Origin of the sequence: Sulfobacillus harzensis (assembly GCF_012933365.1) — a bacterium.
Taxonomy (GTDB): Bacteria; Bacillota; Sulfobacillia; order Sulfobacillales; family Sulfobacillaceae; genus Sulfobacillus_B; species Sulfobacillus_B harzensis.
Genome location: NZ_JABBVZ010000001.1, coordinates 82,842 through 103,293 on the forward strand (window position 1 = coordinate 82,842; position 20,452 = coordinate 103,293).

Genomic DNA, 20,452 nt, shown 5'->3' on the forward strand with positions numbered 1-20,452 from the left:
TGAGAACGTGATACAACAGAACACCTATCGAGTGGTGGAGGCCTTTCGCACCAGCGGTCTCAGTACTCCTGATCTCATGGGAACCACGGGCTATGGGTACGACGATCGAGGACGGGCCTTGTTGGACGGTATCGTGGCCCGTATTTTTGGCACCGAGGCCGGGTTAATTCGTCCGCAGTGGGCTTCGGGTACGCACGCCCTGGCCACGGCCCTGAAGGCGGTCACGCATCCGGGAGGCCGCTTGGTAATGGTTAGCGGCATCCCCTATGACACGTTGGGCCCCACCTTAAAGAAATTAGCGGAGCAGGGGGTGAGACTGGACATCACGGCGCTTGAGGAGGCCGGCGGTTTAAAGCCTGGGGACGTGGTCTATGTTCAGCGGTCGCGGGGATATAGCGGGCGGCCGTCTTGGGGAAGGGACGCGATTGTTGAGGCTGCTGAATATGCCCACCAATTTGGCGCATTGTTGGTCGTAGACAATTGTTATGGGGAGTTTACCCGTCCCGAAGAGCCCGGCCACTGGGGAGCGGATTTAGTGATTGGGAGTCTCATGAAAAACCCTGGCGGCACCCTGGCGCCCACGGGAGCGTATGCGGCGGGGCGGAGCTCGGTCATCGAGCAGGTGGCGGAGGAATTGTTCGCGCCTGGTATTGGCGGGGAGGTTGGCGCCACGGCTCCTTATCTTCGTCTTATGGCCCAGGGCCTCTTTTTAGCGCCTCAACTAGTGGGCGAGGCTCTTATGGGTGGGGTCTACGCCAGCTGGCGGGCTGCGTCCCTCGGGATTCCGGCCGATCCTCCTTGGGCTGCCGAGGAGCGCAACGATATTGTGGTGGCTCTCGAATTGGGGTCCCCCGACCGGGTGGTAGCCTTCTGCCAGGCCATTCAGGCGTGGTCGCCAGTTGATGCCCAGGCAAAACCCGAGCCATGGCAGATGCCAGGCTATGATCATCCGGTGATCATGGCAGCGGGTGGATTTGTCTCCGGTGGTTCGCTGGAGTTGTCGGCCGATGCGCCGATTCGCCCGCCCTATCGCGTTTACTTGCAGGGCGGCGTCAATCGTTGGCACACGATGCTGGCAGTCGATTCAGCGTTCCAGTCCATCGGATTCTAGAGCGAGCGTACCAACCCGATTACGCGCCCGATCACCCGGATGTCCGGCGCGATGATGGGCTCGTAGCGGGGATTGGCGGGTAATAGACGAATACGCCCTCCACGACGCTCCAAGTATTTGACAGTGGATTCTTCACCGATGAGGGCAATGACGATTTGTCCGTTGTCGGCGGTGTCTGTCGACTCAACCGCGACTAAGTCTCCGTCATAGATTCCGGCTTCAATCATTGAGTCGCCTCGAACCCGGAGAAAATAATCGGGTACCCGGGAAAAAAGGCGAGGGGATAGGCGGAATCGTTCTTCCTGATTTTCGACCGCCAGAATTGGTTGGCCGGCCGTGATACGACCGACTAAGGGTGCTTCGATGGCCGAGGGGCGGTCTTCGATGCGCCAAGCGCGCCGTTTGGCAGGTGGATGGGTAATTTTTCCGCTGGATTCCAACGCCTTGAGATAGCGAAAAACGCTGGCGGTGGACTTAAGTCCCACGGCGGCCCCGATTTCTCGTACTGACGGCGGGAAGCCGTTTTGGTCAATGAAGGATTGAATGAACGTTAGGATATCGGACTGGCGGTCAACACCGCGCTGCTTAGGCATGAGAACCCCCGTTTTTGTGGGATATTATACCATGGGAAGGATTGTTGGTGAACATTTATGCGATTCGCGATGCGCAGCGCGCTTGCCCTCATAGGACTAGGGTTGGCTTTGGGTGCCGAACAAGGCATTCCCCATGCCTCAAGCAGTTTTGCGCTGATGTGGGCGCTCATCGCAATTTTTGGCTTTGCCCTTTCGGGTTATGTCTTGCGTCTACCGGTCGTGAGCGGGGTGGCTGGCGGTCTCCTCACCTTTGCCGCGACAGCCGCCATGGGACGCATTCATCCACTTGGGGTCATATTCACGGCACTTGTGTCCGCGCTTGTCGGGCTGTGGGCTCGCCAACGGTTGGAATGGCCACTTCGTCCAGTGGATGCGCTGTTTGGGATTGCCCTACTGGTCATGGTCTCCCTGACTTTGTCGTCGTTAATCGGTTTGCGGCTTGAGCGGCCTTCAACGAACACGGTGGGCGATTTGGTTGTGCTGTATCTCTCCACTCCTCCTTGGGAATGGGGCGTGGTTCTCACAGCCTTGCTGCAGGCCCGTTATTTGGGCGTGTTTGTGCGAACCCGCTATCGATTCAGCTGGCGCTACGTCGGTGCCGGCTTTGTAACCGGGGTGGGTCTCATTGTGCTCACAGCCCTCTTGGTAGCTGTTGAAAGTCGGGGCTTTCACATTCGGGTCATCGCCAACAACCCGTTCGTGACCACGCCGGGGCTGACACGGGGTGGGTGGGGACCAGCCATCGCCATCGCCCTCGGGGTCATTGTGCTGGCGCCCTTGGCCGAGGAAGCGCTTTTTCGAGGAATCTTGTTCGGGTCTTTGAGCCAAGCTTGGGGCTACGCGCTTGGCACCATCGTCTCCGCCGTAGTCTTTGGGCTGGCCCATCTCAACGCCACGCTTTTTTTGCCCTTGGCGTTGGCCGGTTTGGCGCTGAATGCCTTGTACCGTTCCACGGATTCACTGGTGGCGTCGACCACTGCCCACATGACGCTGAATGCGATCTCCGTGCTGAGCGCCCTGGGGGTTCTCCGCTAGATGCTCGCGGGCGTCTTCAACTATGTCGGCGCCTACTGAGAGCCCAGTTGTCTCTCCCATGGCCAAAAGGGCGGCAGTTAATCTTCGGGCATGGGGGCTTTTGGCAAAAATTGGCCGCTGGGGTGGTTTTTGATTATGTTGGCGTCGTGTACGCATTGTCTCCCTCCGACAATAACTTTTTCCCAAAGTTAGGCTTGTATTCGGGAGGGATCTCTTTTCATACAAAATTTGTCGTGGTAAAATAATGCTTGATGCAGGTATTCGGAAGGAGAGGACAGGATGGACTTTTCGCTCACTCCCGAGCTGGAAGAATTGCGCGAATGGGCGCACGGGTTCGCAGAAAAAGAGATTCGACCGGTCGCGCAGGAATACGACGAGCGTGAAGAAATGCCGTGGGAAGTCCTGCAGAAGGCAGCCAAAATCGGACTTTTGGCCTATGCCATTCCCGAAGAATACGGGGGCAGCGGGGTGTCTAGCCTCATGGCCAGTCTGGTGATTTCCGAAGAGCTGTTCTGGGGTTGCGCCGGCATCGCCACGGCCATGGGCGGCATTGGATTGGCCAGTCTGCCGATTCTAGAGATGGGCAGCGACGAACAGAAGAAGAAGTGGCTGCCACTATTTACTGATCCGGACCATGTGCGTCTTGGGGCCATGTGCCTCACTGAGCCCAATGCGGGGTCCGACGTCGTCAATATGTCGACCCGAGCGGTGAAAGATGGTGACAGCTATGTCATCAACGGAACTAAGACGTTCATCACCAACGGCGGCATTGCCGACGTTTACGTGGTATTTGCGAAAACCGATCCTGAGGCGGGCTATGCCGGTGTGTCGGCGTTCATTGTCGACGGCAAGACTCCTGGCCTTAGCGGCGGCAAAAAGTTCAAGAAGCTCGGATTGCGTGCCAGCCACACCGCCGAAGTCCATTTTGACAACGTCCGCGTGCCGGAGGAAAATCGGTTGGGTCCGGAGGGCATGGCGTTTCTTGGCGCCATGAAGATGTTAGAGCATTCTCGACCGACGGTCGCTATCGCCGGCGTCGGGGTGGCGCGCGCCGCATATGAGTATGCCCTGGGATACGCCAAGGAGCGGGTGCAGTTCAATAAGCCCATCATTGCGAATCAGGGGATTTCCTTCCCGTTGGCGGAAATGCGCACCAAAATTGACGCTGGCCGCCTGTTAGCGTATCGTGCTGCTTGGCTTGCCGATCACCAGCAGTCGTGCAACTTGGAAGGTTCCATGGCCAAAGCCTTCTGCGGCGACATGGCCATGGAAGTGACCACCCAGGCTGTTCAGACATTAGGTGGATACGGCTATATGCGTGACTTCCCGGTCGAAAAATGGTTCCGCGATGCCAAGATTATGTCCATCTATGAAGGCACCAGCCAAATTCAAAAACGGGTCATGGCCCGGTTGCTTTAGGCCCACCAGAGAGAAAGGGAGGATGTTTCATGACGACGGCAGAGGTATTTAGCGAACTCAAGACGCGGTTGGAAGCCAAGGGTGCGCAGCAACTGGCCAATTCACGCGGCGTGTATCAGTTCAACCTGACAGGAAACGACGCCGCCAGCTACTATGTTTCGGTGAGTGACCAGGGAGCGGAGGTCACCGAAGGTCAAGCGGCCAACGCCGGGGTCACCATTACCATGACAGCCGACGACTTCAAAGCCTTGGCCCAAGGAAGCCTAAACCCGATGAGCGCTTTCATGAGCGGAAAACTGTCGGTGGCCGGCGACATGAGCATGGCGTTGAAGCTTCAGACTCTCATTTCCTAACATCCTATTTCAGGGAGGCGGGGCGTCCCCGCCTCCTTTGACGTCAAGGAGGGCGTTGTGATGCGGGAAGCCTATATTGTAGACGGTGTGCGCACGCCGTTTGGACGGCGGAACGGTGGACTCTCGCGTGTGCGTCCGGACGATTTAGCCGCGCATACATTGAAGGCGTTGGTGGCCAAAACGGGAATCGAAAGCGGCGCCGTTGAGGACGTACGGATGGGCTGTGTTACCGAAGTTGGAGAGCAAGGATTTAACATTGGGCGGTTGGCACCCTTGATCGCCGGATTTCCTGTGGAGGTCCCGGGCATGAGCATTAACCGCATGTGCGCATCAAGTTTGGAGGCGGTTAACCAGGCTGCCCAAGCCATTCGGGCAGATGTTCACGACCTGGTAATTGCAGCGGGTGTCGAATCGATGTCACGGGTACCCATGGGGTCGGATGGATCGACGTTCAGCGACGAATTGCTGCGTCGGTATAACATTGTACCCCAGGGGATGTCGGCGGAAATGATTGCCGAACAGTGGAATCTGAGTCGGGAATCTTTGGATCAATACTCGTACCAGAGCCATCAGCGCGCCTTAAAGGCCATCGAGAGCGGCCGGCTGGCGCAAGAAGTGATTGCGGTAGACACGGTGGACGCCGAGGGGAATCCTGTCACCATTCGTCAAGATGAAGGGCCCCGGGCGGACACTTCGCTGGAAAAGATGGGTTCCCTGCGGCCGGTGTTCAAGCCAGATGGGCGGGTAACAGCCGCTAACTCCAGTCAGATTACAGATGGCAGCGCAGCCTTGCTTCTGGCCTCGGACGAGGGATTAAAGCGCCACGGCCTCAAGCCTCGGGCTCGGGTGGTGGCCATGTCGGTGGTCGGGGTAGACCCGGTGATTATGTTGACGGGTCCCATCCCTGCCACGGCAAAAGTATTGGAGCGGGCGGGCTTGCGCTTCGACGATATGGACGTCATCGAGATTAACGAAGCCTTCGCCTCTGTAGTCCTCGCCTGGGGCGAGGAATATCATCCCGACTGGGAGCGGGTGAATCCCAATGGCGGTGCTATCGCCTTGGGCCACCCGTTGGGTGCCTCCGGCGGTCGACTGGTACTGACCGCGCTTCATGAGTTGGAACGCCGTCAGGGACGCTATGCGCTTATTACCATGTGCATAGGCTGGGGAATGGCGGTCGCCACCATTATCGAGCGGGTATAAAAATACTGACTCTCTCGTCAACAAGCCACGGGGGGCTGCTTGCCCCCCGTGGCTTGTTACCTGATTCACCTTGAAAAGACGCCTGTTTCGTTCCCGCAGATGAGAGAGCTACGGTTTGGTCTGTAGGGTAGCCGGGCGCGCCAGCAACGCCTTTGTCCCGCTTTTCGCCTTGAGCGCCGTTTTGACAGCTGCCGCGAACTGGTGGGGGGGCTCATACACAATCCACCAGCCTGACGGATAGCTGGCCGTGATCTGTTGATTGCCAATACTCCCTAACGGTGATGGCGCTTGACCGCTGCCGTCCAGTCCGGGGGGCGGATTGATGACCAGCCAGACTTTGGACTGACCAACCCATTGATAGATGCTGCCGCCGGGCGCGCCGTAGAGAAGGTCCCCGTTGGGGCTGGCGGCCAACTGGCCGAGACCCTCCGCGTTTGACGTTGCCGGCACCGGCACAATGGACCACTGGCCCGTCGATTGCGCGTAGTACACAATCGTGGGTCCGTTGGCGTTAATGAGAGCGGCAATATCCCCGTTCGCCGTCATCACCATGGTCGTCGGTGCCGCGCCGATTGCAGGGAAATGGGGCACCTCTTGCCAGCTTTGACCACCGTTCTGAGATTCAAGCACCGGCCCCACGCCATCCCCACTGATGGGGATCAGTGCCACCGCCATAACATTGGGATTGGCGGGGTCTAGAGCAAATGATTCAACCTGCCACTTCTTGATATTTAAGTTGAGCACTGAATTCCATTGTCTGCCATTCGCGCTCCATGCCAAGGTGCCGTTGAGTATCGCCCAAAAGCGATCCTTCATCGCAATCAGATTGGAGACGGTCTGTGCGCCGAGACCCCAGCCGACCCAGGTCCTCCCGCCGTTGTGGGTGATGAAGCCGTCGCTTAATCCGGAGGGCTTCTCCTCAGTCAAAAGCGCCTGGTCGGGTGACGAGGGCAAGGCGGCAATGCTATCCACCGTATTGGGGCGGGGGTTGGCGGGTGAGGTCACCCAGTCTTGAAGCTGACTTCCCGTAATGTCCGCCCAGAGATTGTTATGGGTGACATAGGTGTGGTTGCCCGCCACCGATGCCGTGTTAATGCCTACATTGTCTTGCTGCAACCATTCCCCTTGAATGGGGGTGGCGGGAGAGGGCGAAGCCACGGCAGTGCCGTCTTCCATGGATGATCCGGTAAAGCTGTAGGTCGGGGTTCCCTGATTGAACAGCATGCCGCCCATCAGCTTCATCTTGTTGTTCAACAGCAGCGATAGGGTATCGCCACGGCTGCCGTTAATGGAAAAACTCCCGGTCAGGGTTAAGTCGTGGCCGGTAGGATTGGCCACCGGGTACGTGCCGTACACCGGCATCATGCTACTGACACTAAACGCACCGTGGCTAATTTGGCTCACGTTATGACTCAGCCCGGAAGGAAGGTGGACTGAGGACAAATTCAGGTTCGAAACCGCTCCATGGCCCTCCGGCAGACGGACCGTCAGTGGCAACGCCAACATTCCCGCTGCGGCAACACCTACACTCGCAAGTGCAATCCGTTTGACGCGCGAGCGCCGCCGAGCTGCCCGATATTTAGGGTGCCACGCAGGCTGATAATAGAGCCCCAGCTTCTCTCCTAAGGCCTCATCGAGCAGTTGGCCCAAATCTTGGTCCAGATCACGACTCATAAGCTCTCTCCTTCCAAACCGGTTCAAGCATCGGCTTGAGGTGTTGGCGGGCCCGGTACAGCCGGGTCTTGACGACTTGCTCACTGACGCCGAGCGCTTGGGCGGTCTCCTTGAGACTTCGGTCCATGTAATAAAACAAAAGAATACATTGGCGCTCTGGCGCGTTCAGTTTCATGACGGCCTCAAGGACTAAGGCGCTGTCCGTTAAGAGCGGGGTGTCGTCAACCTCGCCTTGCGTGACCTCAATCAAATCGGTTGGATCTTCGGGGTGGCGCTTCAAATGGCGCATGCGGTCCCGGCATAAATTGGTGACGGTATGAAACAGCAATGCGGGGGACAAGGTTTCCGCCCCGCGGCGCCCAGCATGACGCCACATACGGATAAACGCCTCTTGGGCTACATCCTCGGCGTCAGGCCGGGAGTGCAGCGTCACATAAGCGTAGCGAACCGCCTTATCGCCAAATTGATCCATAAAATCGTCGAAAACTTTTTGATCATGCGCGTTCGTCGTCAAAACCTCCTATGAGGCATCCTCTATACTAACGCCAACGGATGATGGGAGGTTACAGCCCCACGCCAAGCTGTCCCAAACCAATTGCAACGCCAATCGCACCAAACAACAGGGCGGCTCCGCGTTCAATCCAACTGCCGGGAATGTATCGAAGAATGACCCGCCCGAAGCCAATCACGGTGGCGTTAGCGGACAACAGCGCGACGGCCGCCATGACGCCGATGGCCAGCGACTGTTGGGGGTGATGGGCGGAAAAGGCGATGGTGGCCATTTGGGTTAGATCGAGGAATTCGGCCGCGAAGACAAATAAAAAGATGCGCCCCACCGTAGAGCCACGGCCCTTGACCGTCTGGTCTTCGGGCGCCTCGTCAGGTTTTCCTGCCGATCGCCACAACCAGACGGCAAAGGCCAAAAATAAGAGCGTTTCAATCCAGTTGAGTAGATTGCGGGGAACCAACGCCAACAAGCGCCCGGCACCGACGGCAATGACGGTTTGAGCAACTAAAGCTAGTCCAGCGCCCATCCATACCCAAAGAGGGTTGTGGCGCCGCAGAAGGGCGAGCGTCGCCAGCGAGGTCTTATCCGGCAATTCCGCTAAATAGAGACTGGCAAACATCAGGGTCCAGGTCACAGGCTTGCCTCCGATTCTCCCTTTTAAGGCTAGTCCAGGGAGCCTCGTAATGCAACCATGATCGCAGCAGAGCTATTTGCCCAGCACATAAACGGTAACCGGTTGAATACCAAAGTTGGAGATGGTCTGGGCGTTGTCGTTCATGAAGATGTCGATACGCATCCCTTGAATGGCACCGCCGGTATCCATAGCGTGACCTAAGAAGCCTCCTGTGGGCAGGTTTGCATCGTGATATCCGGCTACATAAACGCTTGACCTAAGGGGAATCACACTAGGGTCAACCGCAATCATTCCAGGTTGCAAAGGCTGACCAAATGCGTCCGTGGGACCATAGGGATAGTTGTCTTGTAAGCTCGGTCCATAGGCCGTCGCAATCATGTGGTAGACATGGAGAATAGGCCGGCCGTCAATCGTTTTGGCGTTCGCTGCGGGTACTGCCTGGCTGGCCGACACGACCTGGTTCGAAACCGGGGGCGTAATCCCGTAGCCGGCAAGAAGGTCCTGCCAGGTGGCTCCATTGGCGATTCCCGTGACGGGAAGATGGTGAAGCTGCTGAAAGTGCTTAACTCCCGTCTCGGTCTTAGGGCCAAAAACGCCATCGACGGGTCCTGCCACCACGCCCAAACCGTTCAGGTCCGCCTGCAGGGTCATCACCCAATGCCCCCGGTCGCCGTATTGCAGGCGCTGTTGCAGGGCAGGATGCTGGGCTGCGATGGTGGTCGTGCTGACAACTCCGGTCGTGCTCTTGGTGGCCGCCCACGAGGGGGCCGAGATGCCCAGGGTTGACAGCATGGCTGCGCCGATAAGAGCGCCTTTTATCATCATGATAAACCCTCCTTGTATGCCTCCGGAGTTCACTCACACGGACGGGGATCGTCTCTTGTCCAAGCTGACAGAGAATCCGGTTCCCCGGTTCACATGTGAAATGAGGCGTTGTCCGCACCTAGTTTAAAGAGGGTTGCAATGCGTGTCAGTTGGTGCGCTCCTCCGTAAGCCAGACTGGCGCAGGACGTTCTACGGGCTCCGTCGGATTCCGCCCGAGAGCGCATTGCAGCACCCTTAACCCAGACGTTGGCCGATGCGGTCGCAAATGGGTCTCTTAACTTTTTTGGGAAAAATGTTGGAAAATGGCGCTCTGTGCACTCGCGCGGCTTGGCAGGGTATCATCGACTTCGGCTTGCTATGGAAAATTGAGCTGTTTTTTCACCAAAAAATTGGTATCCGCAAGCAGGTCGCGGAGGCGTTGTTTTTCCCCAGTCGTTGGGATTTCTGGTATGATAGGAATGAACACCGCATGACCGAAAGAGCTGTGCCTGGTGCGGTTTTCCCGAAGTCAAGACCGACCGCGCGGCCCGTTCCGGATGCGTCTTTTGATGTGTAATTGCGAAGAACCATCTGGTGCTTCGGACGGGAGGGAATCATGTTGCCACAACATACGGAACCGAAAAGTGTGCTTGACCTTTTTGCGGGTCCCAATATTGGTTATGTTGTTGAAGCGTACGAACAGTATCAAAGGGACCCGGAGTCTTTCGATCCCGCGACCCGCGAGATTTTAAGCCAGTTGTCACCAGCCGCTATCGCCGCGCTTTCCCAAGGTCAGCCAGCTCTATCCGCGACGGCAGCCTTGCCCGAGATTCCTCTGGAAAAATTGGTCAAGGCCGTTCAATTGTCCCGAAATATCCGGGAATATGGCCACTTGCAGGCGTCTTTTGACCCGCTCGGGGTATCGCCCCGAACGGTGGTGGATGACCCCGAGGTAATGGGCATCAGCGACGAGGATTTGCGGCGTATGCCAAGTACCGTGGTGTGGCCAAACGGGCTTCGAACCACGCCTAACGCCTTAGATGCAATTAACCTCATGCGGCAATTCTACTCGGGCCCGCTGGGCTATGATTTCAGCCACGTCCATAACATTGAGGAGCGCGATTGGCTGCGTCGCCAAGTGGAAGGTCCGGAGCGGGAGCAACCGCTCACGCGGGACGAGAAGCGGGCGGTGCTGAAGCGCTTGACCGAGGTAGAAGCCTTCGAGCGATTCTTGCACACAGCTTTCCCTGGCCAAAAGCGATTCTCAATTGAAGGAACGGACGTTCTCGTGCCCATGTTGGACGTGTTAGTCGCGGATGGAGTCAAAGCCGGGGCGCACGAAGTCGTTATCGGGATGGCGCACCGCGGTCGTCTGAATGTGCTAGCCCATGTCCTGGGCAAGCCGTACCTCAAAATTTTTTCTGAGTTTCATACCACCGTCAACAAGGAGCTGGTGCCCTCGGAAGGCTCTATGGGCATCAACGCAGGGTGGACGGGCGACGTAAAGTATCATTTGGGTGCCCATAAGTTGGTCCGCGATGGCGAGGCTGCTGGGGTCCGCATCACCTTGGCCAACAACCCTAGTCATCTGGAGTTTGTCAATCCGGTCATCCAGGGCATCACGCGCGCCGCGCAAGAAGACGTGGATCAGCCGGGTGCACCACGGCAGGACGTAGACCGGGCATTGTCCATCGCCATCCACGGGGATGCCGCCTTCCCAGGAGAAGGTGTGGTCGCTGAGACGCTCAATCTATCCCGCTTACGCGGCTATCAAACAGGCGGCACGGTACACATCATCATGAACAACGGGCTGGGATTCACCACCGAGCCCAATGACGGCCGCTCTACGCTCTATGCCAGCGATTTGGCTAAGGGCTTTGAAATTCCCGTTGTGCACGTCAACGCCGATGATCCGGAAGCCTGTCTGAAAGCAGCCCGGCTCGCATTCCTATACCGCCAAAAGTTCCATAAGGACTTTTTGATTGACTTGGTAGGATATCGGCGTTGGGGCCACAACGAAGGCGACGAGCCTATGTATACGCAACCGTTGCTGTACCAAAAGATTTCCCAGCATCCGACCGTGCGGGCGCTCTTCGCCGAGCGATTGGTGGAAGCGGGAGTAGTCGACGCCCAGGAAGCCCAGCACTGGCTTGAGGCGGTCCAAGCCGACTTGAAGCGGGCCAAAGACGAGCTCGGCGATACGGCCGCACCGGACGAGCCGGAAGCGAGTTCCTGGAGTGATGCCTTGGTTGCGCTTGCCGAGAGCACAGAGGTCTCGGAGCAGAAGTTGGCCGATTTGGCCCAGGAGTTGCATCAACTGCCCGAGGGATTTCATCCCAATCCCAAGTTGGAGCGGCAATTGAAGCGGCGCTTGGAGAATCTTCGCCAACCGGGTGGGATCGACTGGGGATTCGCGGAGAGCTTGGCGTTCGCATCGGTCCTGGCGGATGGGACGGCCATCCGGCTTACGGGTCAGGATTCGGAACGCGGAACCTTCAGTCACCGGCACGCGGTTTTGCATGACGTGAACAACGGACAGACGTACGTGCCCTTGCAACATCTGCGGAGCGCCAGAGCGTCGTTTGCGATCTACAATAGTCCCTTGTCAGAGACCGCCGTGATGGGCTTTGAGTACGGCTACAGTGTGGAGTCACCGCGGATGCTGACGTTATGGGAGGCCCAATTCGGCGACTTTGCCAACGCGGGTCAGGTGATTATTGATCAGTTCGTGGCTGCTGCGCGATCGAAGTGGAAGGAACAATCCGGACTGGTACTGCTCCTACCGCACGGCTACGAGGGCCAAGGACCCGAACATTCCAGCGCTCGTCTGGAACGGTATTTGCAGCTTGCCGGAGACAATAACCTGCGCGTCGTGAACTGCACCACGGCGGCTCAATACTTCCATCTTTTGCGGCAACAGGCCAATTTGGTGCACCGTGACCCCCGGCCGCTGGTGGTCATGACGCCGAAGAGTCTTTTGCGCCATCCGTTAGCAGCTTCATCGTTGGCCGATCTAGCGGAGGGCCGCTTCCGACCCGTTATCGACGACCAGACGGCGCCGAGCGACGGGGTGAGGCGGCTCATTATGCTGTCCGGCAAGGTGGTCGTCGATTTGAAAGCGGCCATGGAGTCCGAGCCGCACGACCACGTGAGCGTTGTCCGGATCGAGCAATTATACCCGTTCCCACAGTCGGAACTGGCGGCCGTACTAGCACGCTACCCGCACATTGAAGAGGTGGTGTGGCTGCAAGAGGAACCTCAAAACATGGGGGCTTGGCGCTACATCCAGTCGCGCCTGGCCAAAGAACTGCCCGAAGGGGTCGTGCTTCGCTATGTGGGACGGCCTGAGCGAGCGGCCACCGCGGAAGGGTTTCCGGAGATGCACAACGAGGAACAAACCCGGATTACACGCGAGGCATTGAAGCCAATGGGAGTATCTACACGGGGAGGGCAACAATAAGTGGCTGAATTGAAGGTGCCGGAACTCGGCGAGTCAGTAGTGGAAGCAACAGTGGGCCGGTGGTTGAAGCAGGCGGGTGAGGCGGTCAAAGCCGGCGAAGCGGTGGTTGAACTGGAGACGGACAAGGTTAATTTAGAAGTCGCGGCCGAAGAGGATGGCGTGTTAAAGGAAATTGTGGCGCCGGAGGGTGCCAACGTGGCAGTCGGGGCGGCTCTGGCGGTTATCGAAGCCGGTTCCGCCCCCACCGAGCCCCCAGCATCACAGGCCCCGAAAGAAGAGAGCACGCCAGCGATGGCTTCGGAAGACAGCGCAGCCAGCAGGGCCACGCCAGAAGTGCGTCGCCTAGCCCGGGAGGAGGGCGTCGACATCAACGCCGTTCAGGGTAGTGGTCCTCGGGGACGGGTTCTTCGTGACGACGTTCTAAAGGCCAAGCCCGAGCCGGCACCCAGTGTGCCGACGCCAACCACGGCACCGTCCGTGCCCAGCGTGGTGGCGACGCCGGATGAGAGCGGCCGTGAAGAGCGGGTACCGATGTCCGCTCGCCGACAGACGATTGCTCGGCGGCTGGTGGAGGCTCAACACACCGCGGCGATGTTAACCACCTTCAATGAAATTGATATGACCAACGTTTTGGCCGTGCGAGCGCGGCGCAAGGAGGCCTTTCGTGATCGCTATGGAGTCGGTTTAGGTTTCATGTCGTTTTTCACCAAGGCCGCCGTTGGAGCGTTAAAGAAGTTTCCGCGCCTTAATGCAGAAATCCGCGGCACGGACATGATCCTTAAGCACTACTACGACATTGGCATCGCTGTGTCCACAGATACTGGACTTGTCGTGCCTGTGGTCCGCGACGCCGATCGGTTAACCTTCGCGGAAATAGAAAAGCAAGTGGCCGACTTGGCCCGTCGGGCGCGCGACAACAAGCTGAGTCTGAAGGAATTGAGCGGCGGCACATTCACCATTACCAACGGGGGCACCTTCGGGTCGCTGTTGTCCACGCCAATTTTAAATGCGCCTCAGGTTGGCATTTTGGGAATGCACAAGATCGAGGAGCGGCCCATCGCGCTCAATGGCTCGGTGGTGATTCGACCCATGATGTATGTGGCGTTGTCCTATGACCACCGCATCGTGGATGGCGCGGAGGCTGTGCGCTTCCTCGTGGCCATTAAAGAATTCATTGAGGATCCGGAAACACTGCTGCTGGAGGGTTAAGTGGCTCGACGGAAGTGGGTGGCACGCGGGTTCGTCAGCCTGGTCGTCGTGGTCGCGTCGGTGGCCACGCTGGTTATTCGAGCACATCCAAGCGCTCTGGGATGCCCGGGTGCCGCGCTTTCTTCCGTGATTGATTGTCAATCGGTGGTGTCCAGTCCCTTCGGTGTGGTATTGGGATTACCGCTGGGCGACTGGTCCCTGGTTTGGCTGATCGGATGGTGGGGGTCGCGGGTGTGGCGTCGAGCTGCCCCTGTGGCCCCTTTTTGGTCCGCGGTTGGGCTGATGGGGGTTGCCTATGCGATCGGCACCGAAGCACGCATCGGACATCTTTGTGCTTGGTGCACACTCAATCAAGTGGCGATCGTGGTGTTGGCCGCGGTGCTCGGCCGGCGCGGAGTTCCGAAACGGGGGATGGGGCATGACGCATGAGGAGGCGTTGGGGGATCTCGAATTAGCGGTTCTCCGATGTCAGAATTGTCGGCTGGGCAATATCCGTCGTCAGGCTGTGTTTGGGGAGGGGAATCCGGAGGCGCGCCTGGTATTCATTGGAGAAGGTCCGGGGGCCGAAGAGGACCGACAGGGACGGCCATTTGTCGGTGCGGCGGGTCAATTGCTGGATAAAATGCTCAGTGCGATGGGCATGCACCGATTTCAGCAGGTGTATATCTTGAATGCGGTGAAATGCCGGCCACCCAACAACCGCACGCCATTGCCCGATGAAGTGGAGGCTTGCCGTCCTCACTTCGATCGTCAGCTCGCCATCTTGGATCCAGCCATCGTTGTGTTACTAGGCTCCACAGCGCTTAAAGCCGTGATGGGATCGGAGTGGCGTATTACGCGCGCACGCGGGCAGTGGATTGAGCAAGACGGCCGGTGGTGGATGCCAACCTATCATCCCGCCGCCCTTCTTCGCAACCCCGCTTGGAAACGAGATGTGTGGTTGGATTTAAAGCGTGTCATTGACAAATACCGAGAACTTGTTGACCCGAACCACGATACCCCGCATTATCCCCGGCCCTAATTTTATCCGAGAATGTCCACGCGTTAGGAAATTTCACCGTCGGAATTGCCCAATCATGTAAATTCGAGTATGGTTAACATAAATTCACCATTCTTTAGGGAGGGGACTTTCATGGGCTACGTGGCAAGTGTGTTTTTTTCCGTGGTTCCGCTTTTCATTATCACGGTTATCGTATTGGCTCACTACCTCTTGCAGGACTACGATTTTCAGAGTTAGTTAGTCGTCGTCGCGGGCATGGCCTTCCCGACGTTCTCCAATATAGATGAAGATGGTCAGGCCAACCGCGACGACAAAAACAATGGCAGAAACCAACAAAAATGATGCCATAATGTTTTCCCTCCCAGTGCATTGTAACTGTTTTAGCGGCGCTGGGAAGGGATGCGCTAGAATATTGTCGAAAAGAAGGATCTGCAATGAGTCGCGCGCTAATCATTACTTATTTTGCTCTCCTGGTCACCGCAGCCACGGGGGCGTTCGTATTTTTTGGCTTCGCTCTATTCGGTCCCCCAAAGCCGCGCAAGCGGGGGGCGACGGTTTCCATGCCCCGTCGTACTCTTCCACTTAACTGGGTGGTTTTGCATATTTTTTTTGCCTGCGTCACCCTAATTCTCTTTACGTTCGCCGTATTTGATCCGGCGGCGCTGGCGTTTTAGAAGGGGGATGCAGCGATGATTTGGATTGATGTCAGCTATGTTCTGTACGTTGTTACATTTCTTACCGGAATGCTGTTTTTCGTTCGCTTTGACGCCCGTCGGCGTCCGTTACGGCGGCGATTGATTGGCATGCACCTCATTATGGCCGTCGCAACGTTCATTATGATCACGTCGATTATGGCGGTCAACGCATTTCCGTCACACGCGCTGCCTCCGCCGGTGAATCCGAAAAATTCCACCATGTGGGACTACGTGTTTCAACATCGCAGTGAATTAAGTCGCCATCACCATGGACAGGGCGTACTGCCTTAGCGGAACGGAAGGGGATGAGAAAGTGAATGCCAAGTGGCAGGTAAGTTGGACGCGGGCTTGGGATTACTGGAGGGACGAATGGCGCCGGTGGATTCCTGTGCTGGCGGCATCAACCCTTTGGATTTGGATTATTCTCCTGGCTGTTCCGCAGGTGGTTCCGTTTGCCTTTATGGAATTTCAACCCATCAACGACAAAGTGGTAGTTCAAACCTACCATCGCCAGGTGACCGCCCTTATCCATCACATGCCCGAACTCCTTATTGTCGGAGCGGTGATAACGGTGCTGGGCTTGGTGGTCGTGCCGAGGCTTTTTCCGACCAAGCGCGGCGCGACGTCCACCGTTCTGTGGTCAGGGATGGGGTTGGTTCTGTCCTATGCTGGAATGGCCGCCATGCGGGTTCCGATTTCGGGGCCGGACCATCCGCCCGCCTTGGTCGCCATCCGGGCGTTGGTCGTCGCAGGGCTCTTTATCGTGGTAGTTCCTTGGACGATGTGGAAAAGTGCGCTCGGTATCCATGGCGGAGAGCGCTTTTGGCATCTCCTGCGCACGCAATGGCGCGAAACGCTTTTTTTGCCGTGGACGTGGCTCGCCGTACTCGTCATGGTTCAGATGCTCGCCGCGTCATTTGCCTGGACCACCACCGTCAACGCGGTGGGGAGCTTCGTAGTGGCCCTTTTGACGGTAGTCGCGGGAATGGTGTGCATGTCGGTTGCATACTTGTATAGCCAACCTCAACCAGGTCCGGCTCAACTTCAAAAAAGCTCCTGAGCCCCCGATTGGGGAGCGGGGTGGGGCGTGTTCCCCGCCTTGTTTTGCTTTTTGGCGCAGAGAAAAAATCCCACCAAAAATCTACATGACTTAGCAGGAATTTCCGCCGCATTGTAGAACTCTTCGCTGGAGGTAGGATGGACGAGTGGCGTCCTGCTTCACGCGAATACAGCCGTGGTAGATCGTCCGAACTAATACCGGACTGCCAGGCTGTTTGCACGCGTTACGAGGTTTCTCAAAGGAGGCAAGATAAATTGGGAACTACGCCGGAATATGGCCCGTCCGGTTCCCCAGAAGCTCCTCCCGAGCTTAAGTGGAGTCGGCGCCAATTTATCTGGGGTACCGCCGGAGCGGCGGTGGCCGGCGTTGTGGCTCTGTTTGGCCACGGCGTCATTGCGAACGCGGCTCGCGGTGTGTTTGGTTCTCCGGTATCGACCGGGCTCATCCATGTCTACCAAGAGGACTTTTATTTTGTCCCCAACTACATGACCTGGCGTGTCGGAGACAAGATGACGATGCGCCTGCACAACATGAGTCTGACGCGGTACCACGAGATGCAGATTGGCCGCGATGTCAGCACCGAGAATACGGTGTTTGGAACCTTAACAGCTGATGGGTTCCTCAAGGACTTTTGGGAAGGCGTCCATGTGACCATGTCCAATGTCTATCTGATGGACAACTTCGTGCCCAACAAGGCGATTGTCACCTACGTGGGGCCAAAGAGCGCCTACCAGATTGCGTCGGGGGGTGGGTTCAGCCCCACGTTGAAGCCCGGTGGCCATGTGGATATCACCTTCACGGTTCCTGACAAGCCCGGCATTTGGCACTACGGGTGATTTGTGCAAAACGCCGAACATTGGCGTTTCGGGATGCGTGGCGTCCTTAACGTAGTGCGGGCCTAACGGAGTCCTTCAAATGAACAAACAGGGAAGGAGGCCCGATTTCTAGATGGCTAACGTGGTTTTGTTTGGGATTCTGTGGATCGTGCTCTCCATTCTGGGAGAGTTTGGCGCTAGCGCCTGGATTCACTCGGCTCCCAACGGGGCGGGCCCTTATTGGGGTACGATGTCCAACCTCGGTGTGATTACCGCGGGGGCATTCGATTTTATCCTAATCATCGCCGTGCCGATTTTCGCCTTCGTTGTGCTGATGCTGGTTTTCAGCATGATTCGGTTCGGAGTGCGGAAAAACTCTCCGGACAAGGGCGAGGCCAAGGATCAAACTCGGGCTAACAAGGCCTTTATTGGCATTTGGATTGTGGTCAGTATTCTCCTGAACGTCTTCATCTGGTTGCACCCCAACGCCAGTGGATTGGAGCAGGTGTTCGCGGCGCAAAAGGTTACGGCTAAGGAGCATCCCCTCATCGTGGATGTGACCGCACGGCAATGGGAATGGATTTTCAGCTACCCGCAGTACGGCATCAGTCAGTCTGTCAACGCGTCAGGCCAGGATGTGTTGTACCTGCCGGTCAATCGGCCCGTCAAGTTTGTGATGCGGTCTTATGACCCGTTTCACACCTATGACTCGACGATTGACGTGATTCACAGCTTCTGGGTGCCGGCGTTTGGTGTCAAGATGGACGTCGTGCCCGGAGAAACGCGAACCTTGGTGCTGACGCCCACGCAATTGGCCTCAACTGAAAGCGATCCGATGCTTCGTGTGCAGTGCGCTGAGGTTTGCGGACCGGGACACCCATACATGGAGGCGAACGTGCACATCGTTTCTGGGAGTGCCTTCGCTAGCTGGGCCAAGTCCCAGGCCTCGGGGTCGTAACAATGCGAACTGAGCACGGGAGTTTAGGAGAAAGGGGTTGAGGTAAATGGCGCAAAGAGCCATGGTTGAGGACCAGCAGCCAACGCCAGAAGTTCCCGATCGGCGCATTATGCCGCCCGTTTTACGGGGGTTGCTATGGGCGCTTATCGGCTTCTTGGTGCTGGACGCCTTGACCGTATTGTTTGACTACAGCCCCAACTCCCCCTACATCAGTCAGGTAGGGGCGGTGGCGGGCTGGTTTGGTGCCCTAGTGGGCTGGCTGTTGGGTGTCGGTGGTTATGAGCACATCATCAAGCCGATGCTTGGCCACCCCGATCCGGGATACCGCCAAACGGGATGGCGGCGGTATTTCCAATTAGCGGACGATCACAAAGTTATTGGCATTCAGTATCTGACCTTCTCGACGGGGACCTTTCTGATTGCGGGACTTATCGCGATGGCCATGCGGTTTCAGTTAATGAACTATCGGCCAACGCTTTTCCAGTACCCCCAGAGCTATTTAAACGCCGTCGGTATTCACGGAACGCTAATGATGTTTACCGTGGCTACGGTGGCGATGTTTGGCGGACTGGGCAACTACATGGTCCCGTTGATGATTGGTGCGCGAGAAACGGTGTTTTCGAAGGCTTCCGGGATCGGCGTATGGCTTGTTCCTGCCGGTGTGTTGACGGTGGCATTTAGTCCGCTTTTGGGCGCTTGGACGACTGGATGGCGTGGATATGAGCCGCTCGCAGCATCAGACGGCGTCGGGATGTTTTACTACTATCTCGGCGTGTTTGCGCTGACCATGTCGTCTTTGATTGTGGCGCTCAACTTGGTCACCACCATCATTTTCAAGCGTACCAAGGGGCTCACCTGGAATCGTCTCCCCTTGTTTGTGTGGGGGATGTTGACCGTGGGACTTCTAACCATTATTTGGTTCCCGGAAATTCAAACCACCTTCTTGTTGGCTACCATCGATAAAATGGTGCCGATGAACATGTTCAACGCGTTGGGTCATGCCTTGGGATTCTCCGAGTTCTTCTGGTTGTTCGGTCACCCGGAAGTGTACATTGTAGTGGTGCCGGCCTTAGCCATGTGGAACGAGATTATTCCCGTGATGACGCGCAAGTCCCTGTTCGCTCGGCCTATTGCGGTGTTGGGGTTGGTGTTCGTGATGATGCTGTCCGGCATGGTCTGGGCTCACCACATGTTTACCAACATGCGCTACAGTGAAATGTTGCCATTCTCGTTCTTCACTGAGATGATCTCCATTCCCACTGGGTTCGCGTATCTGGCAGCTATCGGAACGATGTGGAACTCGCGGATGCGCATCACCACACCGATGCTCTTCGTCCTGATGAGCATGTACAACTTCTTCATCGGCGGCATTACGGGACTCTTTGTCGCTGACGTCCCGGCCAACCTGCAGTTGCACAATACCTTCTGGGTCGTGGGCCACTTCCACTTCACTATTATCGGCGGTATGGTGTTTACCTGGTTGGCGGCCATGTACTACTGGCTGCCGAAGTTCTCCGGCCGGACCTACAATGAGTTCTGGGGCAAGTTGGGGGCCATCTGGGTATTCGTGGCGTTCAATGCGACCTTCATGAACTTCTTCGTGTTGGGTCTCCGGGGTATGAACCGGTGGGTCGGCGTGTATCCCCCCTACCTGCAAACCGAAAACTTCTGGACTTCGATTGCCGCGTTCTTCTTGGGCGCCGGCTTCGGCGTCAACCTGGTCCACATTGTGTGGGCATGGGTGAAGGGCCCGAAAGTTCAGGAGAACCCGTGGCAGGCCAAGACACTGGAGTGGCAGACGTCCTCGCCGCCGCCGCGGTACAACTTTGAGGAACTTCCTGTGGTAGTGGCAGGATTCTACAACTACGGTGAGGGAGCGCCAGAACCGGTTGTCGCCGCCAAGGCGGGCTCGCAGGGCTAG

21 protein-coding genes are annotated in these 20,452 nt (G+C 57.2%); 16 read left to right on the forward strand and 5 right to left on the reverse strand.

Features of this window, described 5'->3' with window-relative positions; genetic code table 11:
* Window positions 1-7: 7 nt before the first annotated feature.
* Window positions 8-1,111: a methionine gamma-lyase family protein gene (locus HIJ39_RS00480; protein ID WP_420824552.1), complete on the forward strand. Its 1,104-nt coding sequence runs from the start codon at window positions 8-10 to the stop codon at window positions 1,109-1,111.
* Here the strand turns inward: HIJ39_RS00480 and lexA are convergent.
* Window positions 1,108-1,704, reverse strand: a complete 597-nt coding sequence (gene lexA, locus HIJ39_RS00485; protein ID WP_169095578.1) for a transcriptional repressor LexA — start codon at window positions 1,702-1,704, stop codon at window positions 1,108-1,110. The two genes, HIJ39_RS00480 and lexA, sit on opposite strands and share 4 nt — an antisense overlap.
* A 57-nt stretch (window positions 1,705-1,761) precedes the next feature.
* Between lexA and HIJ39_RS00490 the strand changes: the two genes are divergently transcribed.
* The 4 genes from HIJ39_RS00490 to HIJ39_RS00505 all read left to right on the forward strand — a co-directional run bounded on the left by HIJ39_RS00490 (window position 1,762) and on the right by HIJ39_RS00505 (window position 5,714).
* Window positions 1,762-2,739, forward strand: coding sequence for a CPBP family intramembrane glutamic endopeptidase (locus HIJ39_RS00490; RefSeq protein WP_169095580.1), 978 nt, complete (start codon window positions 1,762-1,764; stop codon window positions 2,737-2,739).
* Window positions 2,740-3,018: 279 nt separating this feature from the next.
* A complete protein-coding gene (locus HIJ39_RS00495; protein WP_169095582.1) occupies window positions 3,019-4,158 on the forward strand; it encodes an acyl-CoA dehydrogenase family protein in 1,140 nt (379 codons plus the stop codon).
* A gap of 29 nt (window positions 4,159-4,187) precedes the next feature.
* Window positions 4,188-4,511, forward strand: coding sequence for an SCP2 sterol-binding domain-containing protein (locus HIJ39_RS00500; protein ID WP_169095584.1), 324 nt, complete (start codon window positions 4,188-4,190; stop codon window positions 4,509-4,511).
* Window positions 4,512-4,571: 60 nt separating this feature from the next.
* A complete protein-coding gene (locus HIJ39_RS00505) occupies window positions 4,572-5,714 on the forward strand; it encodes a thiolase family protein (RefSeq protein WP_169095586.1) in 1,143 nt (380 codons plus the stop codon).
* A gap of 108 nt (window positions 5,715-5,822) precedes the next feature.
* Here the strand turns inward: HIJ39_RS00505 and HIJ39_RS00510 are convergent, their stop codons facing one another.
* From HIJ39_RS00510 to HIJ39_RS00525, 4 genes are all read right to left on the reverse strand, one after another.
* The gene (locus tag HIJ39_RS00510) at window positions 5,823-7,388 is read right to left on the reverse strand and encodes a hypothetical protein (protein WP_169095588.1); all 1,566 of its coding nucleotides are present in this window, start codon (window positions 7,386-7,388) and stop codon (window positions 5,823-5,825) included.
* Complete coding sequence (locus HIJ39_RS00515) at window positions 7,378-7,902, reverse strand: RNA polymerase sigma factor (RefSeq protein ID WP_243239230.1); 525 nt, start codon at window positions 7,900-7,902, stop codon at window positions 7,378-7,380. Before HIJ39_RS00515 ends, HIJ39_RS00510 begins: the two co-directional genes overlap by 11 nt.
* Before the next feature lie 49 nt (window positions 7,903-7,951).
* Window positions 7,952-8,530 (reverse strand): TMEM165/GDT1 family protein, encoded by a 579-nt coding sequence (locus tag HIJ39_RS00520; protein ID WP_169095590.1) that lies wholly within the window; start codon window positions 8,528-8,530, stop codon window positions 7,952-7,954.
* A gap of 72 nt (window positions 8,531-8,602) precedes the next feature.
* On the reverse strand, window positions 8,603-9,355 hold the full coding sequence (locus HIJ39_RS00525; RefSeq protein ID WP_169095592.1) for a peptidoglycan-binding protein: 753 nt from the start codon (window positions 9,353-9,355) through the stop codon (window positions 8,603-8,605).
* Window positions 9,356-9,620: 265 nt separating this feature from the next.
* Between HIJ39_RS00525 and HIJ39_RS00530 the strand changes: the two genes are divergently transcribed.
* From HIJ39_RS00530 to HIJ39_RS00580, 11 genes are all read left to right on the forward strand, one after another.
* Entirely contained in the window at window positions 9,621-9,911 is a 291-nt protein-coding gene (locus HIJ39_RS00530; RefSeq protein WP_169095594.1) for a hypothetical protein, read from the forward strand.
* A gap of 39 nt (window positions 9,912-9,950) precedes the next feature.
* On the forward strand, window positions 9,951-12,794 hold the full coding sequence (locus HIJ39_RS00535; RefSeq protein ID WP_169095596.1) for a 2-oxoglutarate dehydrogenase E1 component: 2,844 nt from the start codon (window positions 9,951-9,953) through the stop codon (window positions 12,792-12,794).
* Window positions 12,795-14,003, forward strand: coding sequence for a 2-oxoglutarate dehydrogenase complex dihydrolipoyllysine-residue succinyltransferase (gene odhB, locus HIJ39_RS00540; protein ID WP_169095598.1), 1,209 nt, complete (start codon window positions 12,795-12,797; stop codon window positions 14,001-14,003).
* On the forward strand, window positions 14,004-14,432 hold the full coding sequence (locus HIJ39_RS00545) for a vitamin K epoxide reductase family protein (protein ID WP_169095600.1): 429 nt from the start codon (window positions 14,004-14,006) through the stop codon (window positions 14,430-14,432). It abuts the gene before it with no gap.
* Window positions 14,422-15,024 carry a uracil-DNA glycosylase gene (locus HIJ39_RS00550; protein WP_169095602.1) on the forward strand — a complete coding sequence of 201 codons (603 nt, stop codon included), beginning with the start codon at window positions 14,422-14,424 and terminating at the stop codon, window positions 15,022-15,024. The genes HIJ39_RS00545 and HIJ39_RS00550 overlap by 11 nt, the downstream gene beginning before the upstream one ends.
* A 413-nt stretch (window positions 15,025-15,437) precedes the next feature.
* Window positions 15,438-15,677, forward strand: a complete 240-nt coding sequence (locus HIJ39_RS00555) for a hypothetical protein (RefSeq protein WP_169095604.1) — start codon at window positions 15,438-15,440, stop codon at window positions 15,675-15,677.
* Between the two features lie 15 nt (window positions 15,678-15,692).
* Window positions 15,693-15,989 carry a hypothetical protein gene (locus HIJ39_RS23970; RefSeq protein ID WP_243239231.1) on the forward strand — a complete coding sequence of 99 codons (297 nt, stop codon included), beginning with the start codon at window positions 15,693-15,695 and terminating at the stop codon, window positions 15,987-15,989.
* Between the two features lie 22 nt (window positions 15,990-16,011).
* Window positions 16,012-16,758, forward strand: a complete 747-nt coding sequence (locus tag HIJ39_RS00565) for a hypothetical protein (protein WP_169095606.1) — start codon at window positions 16,012-16,014, stop codon at window positions 16,756-16,758.
* A 254-nt stretch (window positions 16,759-17,012) separates the two neighbouring features.
* Complete coding sequence (locus tag HIJ39_RS00570; protein WP_243239232.1) at window positions 17,013-17,594, forward strand: cupredoxin domain-containing protein; 582 nt, start codon at window positions 17,013-17,015, stop codon at window positions 17,592-17,594.
* A 112-nt stretch (window positions 17,595-17,706) separates the two neighbouring features.
* The gene (locus HIJ39_RS00575) at window positions 17,707-18,531 is read left to right on the forward strand and encodes a cytochrome c oxidase subunit II (RefSeq protein WP_169095607.1); all 825 of its coding nucleotides are present in this window, start codon (window positions 17,707-17,709) and stop codon (window positions 18,529-18,531) included.
* Between the two features lie 46 nt (window positions 18,532-18,577).
* Window positions 18,578-20,452, forward strand: coding sequence for a cytochrome c oxidase subunit I (locus HIJ39_RS00580; protein WP_169095609.1), 1,875 nt, complete (start codon window positions 18,578-18,580; stop codon window positions 20,450-20,452).

Coding starts and splice junctions, on each gene's coding strand:
- lexA (WP_169095578.1), bottom strand. CDS start 1,704: ATGCCTAAGCAGCGCGGTGTTGACCGCCAGTCCGATATCCTAACGTTC.
- HIJ39_RS00490 (WP_169095580.1), top strand. CDS start 1,762: ATGCGATTCGCGATGCGCAGCGCGCTTGCCCTCATAGGACTAGGGTTG.
- HIJ39_RS00495 (WP_169095582.1), top strand. CDS start 3,019: ATGGACTTTTCGCTCACTCCCGAGCTGGAAGAATTGCGCGAATGGGCG.
- HIJ39_RS00500 (WP_169095584.1), top strand. CDS start 4,188: ATGACGACGGCAGAGGTATTTAGCGAACTCAAGACGCGGTTGGAAGCC.
- HIJ39_RS00505 (WP_169095586.1), top strand. CDS start 4,572: ATGCGGGAAGCCTATATTGTAGACGGTGTGCGCACGCCGTTTGGACGG.
- HIJ39_RS00510 (WP_169095588.1), bottom strand. CDS start 7,388: ATGAGTCGTGATCTGGACCAAGATTTGGGCCAACTGCTCGATGAGGCC.
- HIJ39_RS00525 (WP_169095592.1), bottom strand. CDS start 9,355: ATGATGATAAAAGGCGCTCTTATCGGCGCAGCCATGCTGTCAACCCTG.
- HIJ39_RS00530 (WP_169095594.1), top strand. CDS start 9,621: ATGGGTCTCTTAACTTTTTTGGGAAAAATGTTGGAAAATGGCGCTCTG.
- HIJ39_RS00535 (WP_169095596.1), top strand. CDS start 9,951: ATGTTGCCACAACATACGGAACCGAAAAGTGTGCTTGACCTTTTTGCG.
- HIJ39_RS00550 (WP_169095602.1), top strand. CDS start 14,422: ATGACGCATGAGGAGGCGTTGGGGGATCTCGAATTAGCGGTTCTCCGA.
- HIJ39_RS00555 (WP_169095604.1), top strand. CDS start 15,438: ATGAGTCGCGCGCTAATCATTACTTATTTTGCTCTCCTGGTCACCGCA.
- HIJ39_RS23970 (WP_243239231.1), top strand. CDS start 15,693: ATGATTTGGATTGATGTCAGCTATGTTCTGTACGTTGTTACATTTCTT.
- HIJ39_RS00575 (WP_169095607.1), top strand. CDS start 17,707: ATGGCTAACGTGGTTTTGTTTGGGATTCTGTGGATCGTGCTCTCCATT.
- HIJ39_RS00580 (WP_169095609.1), top strand. CDS start 18,578: ATGGCGCAAAGAGCCATGGTTGAGGACCAGCAGCCAACGCCAGAAGTT.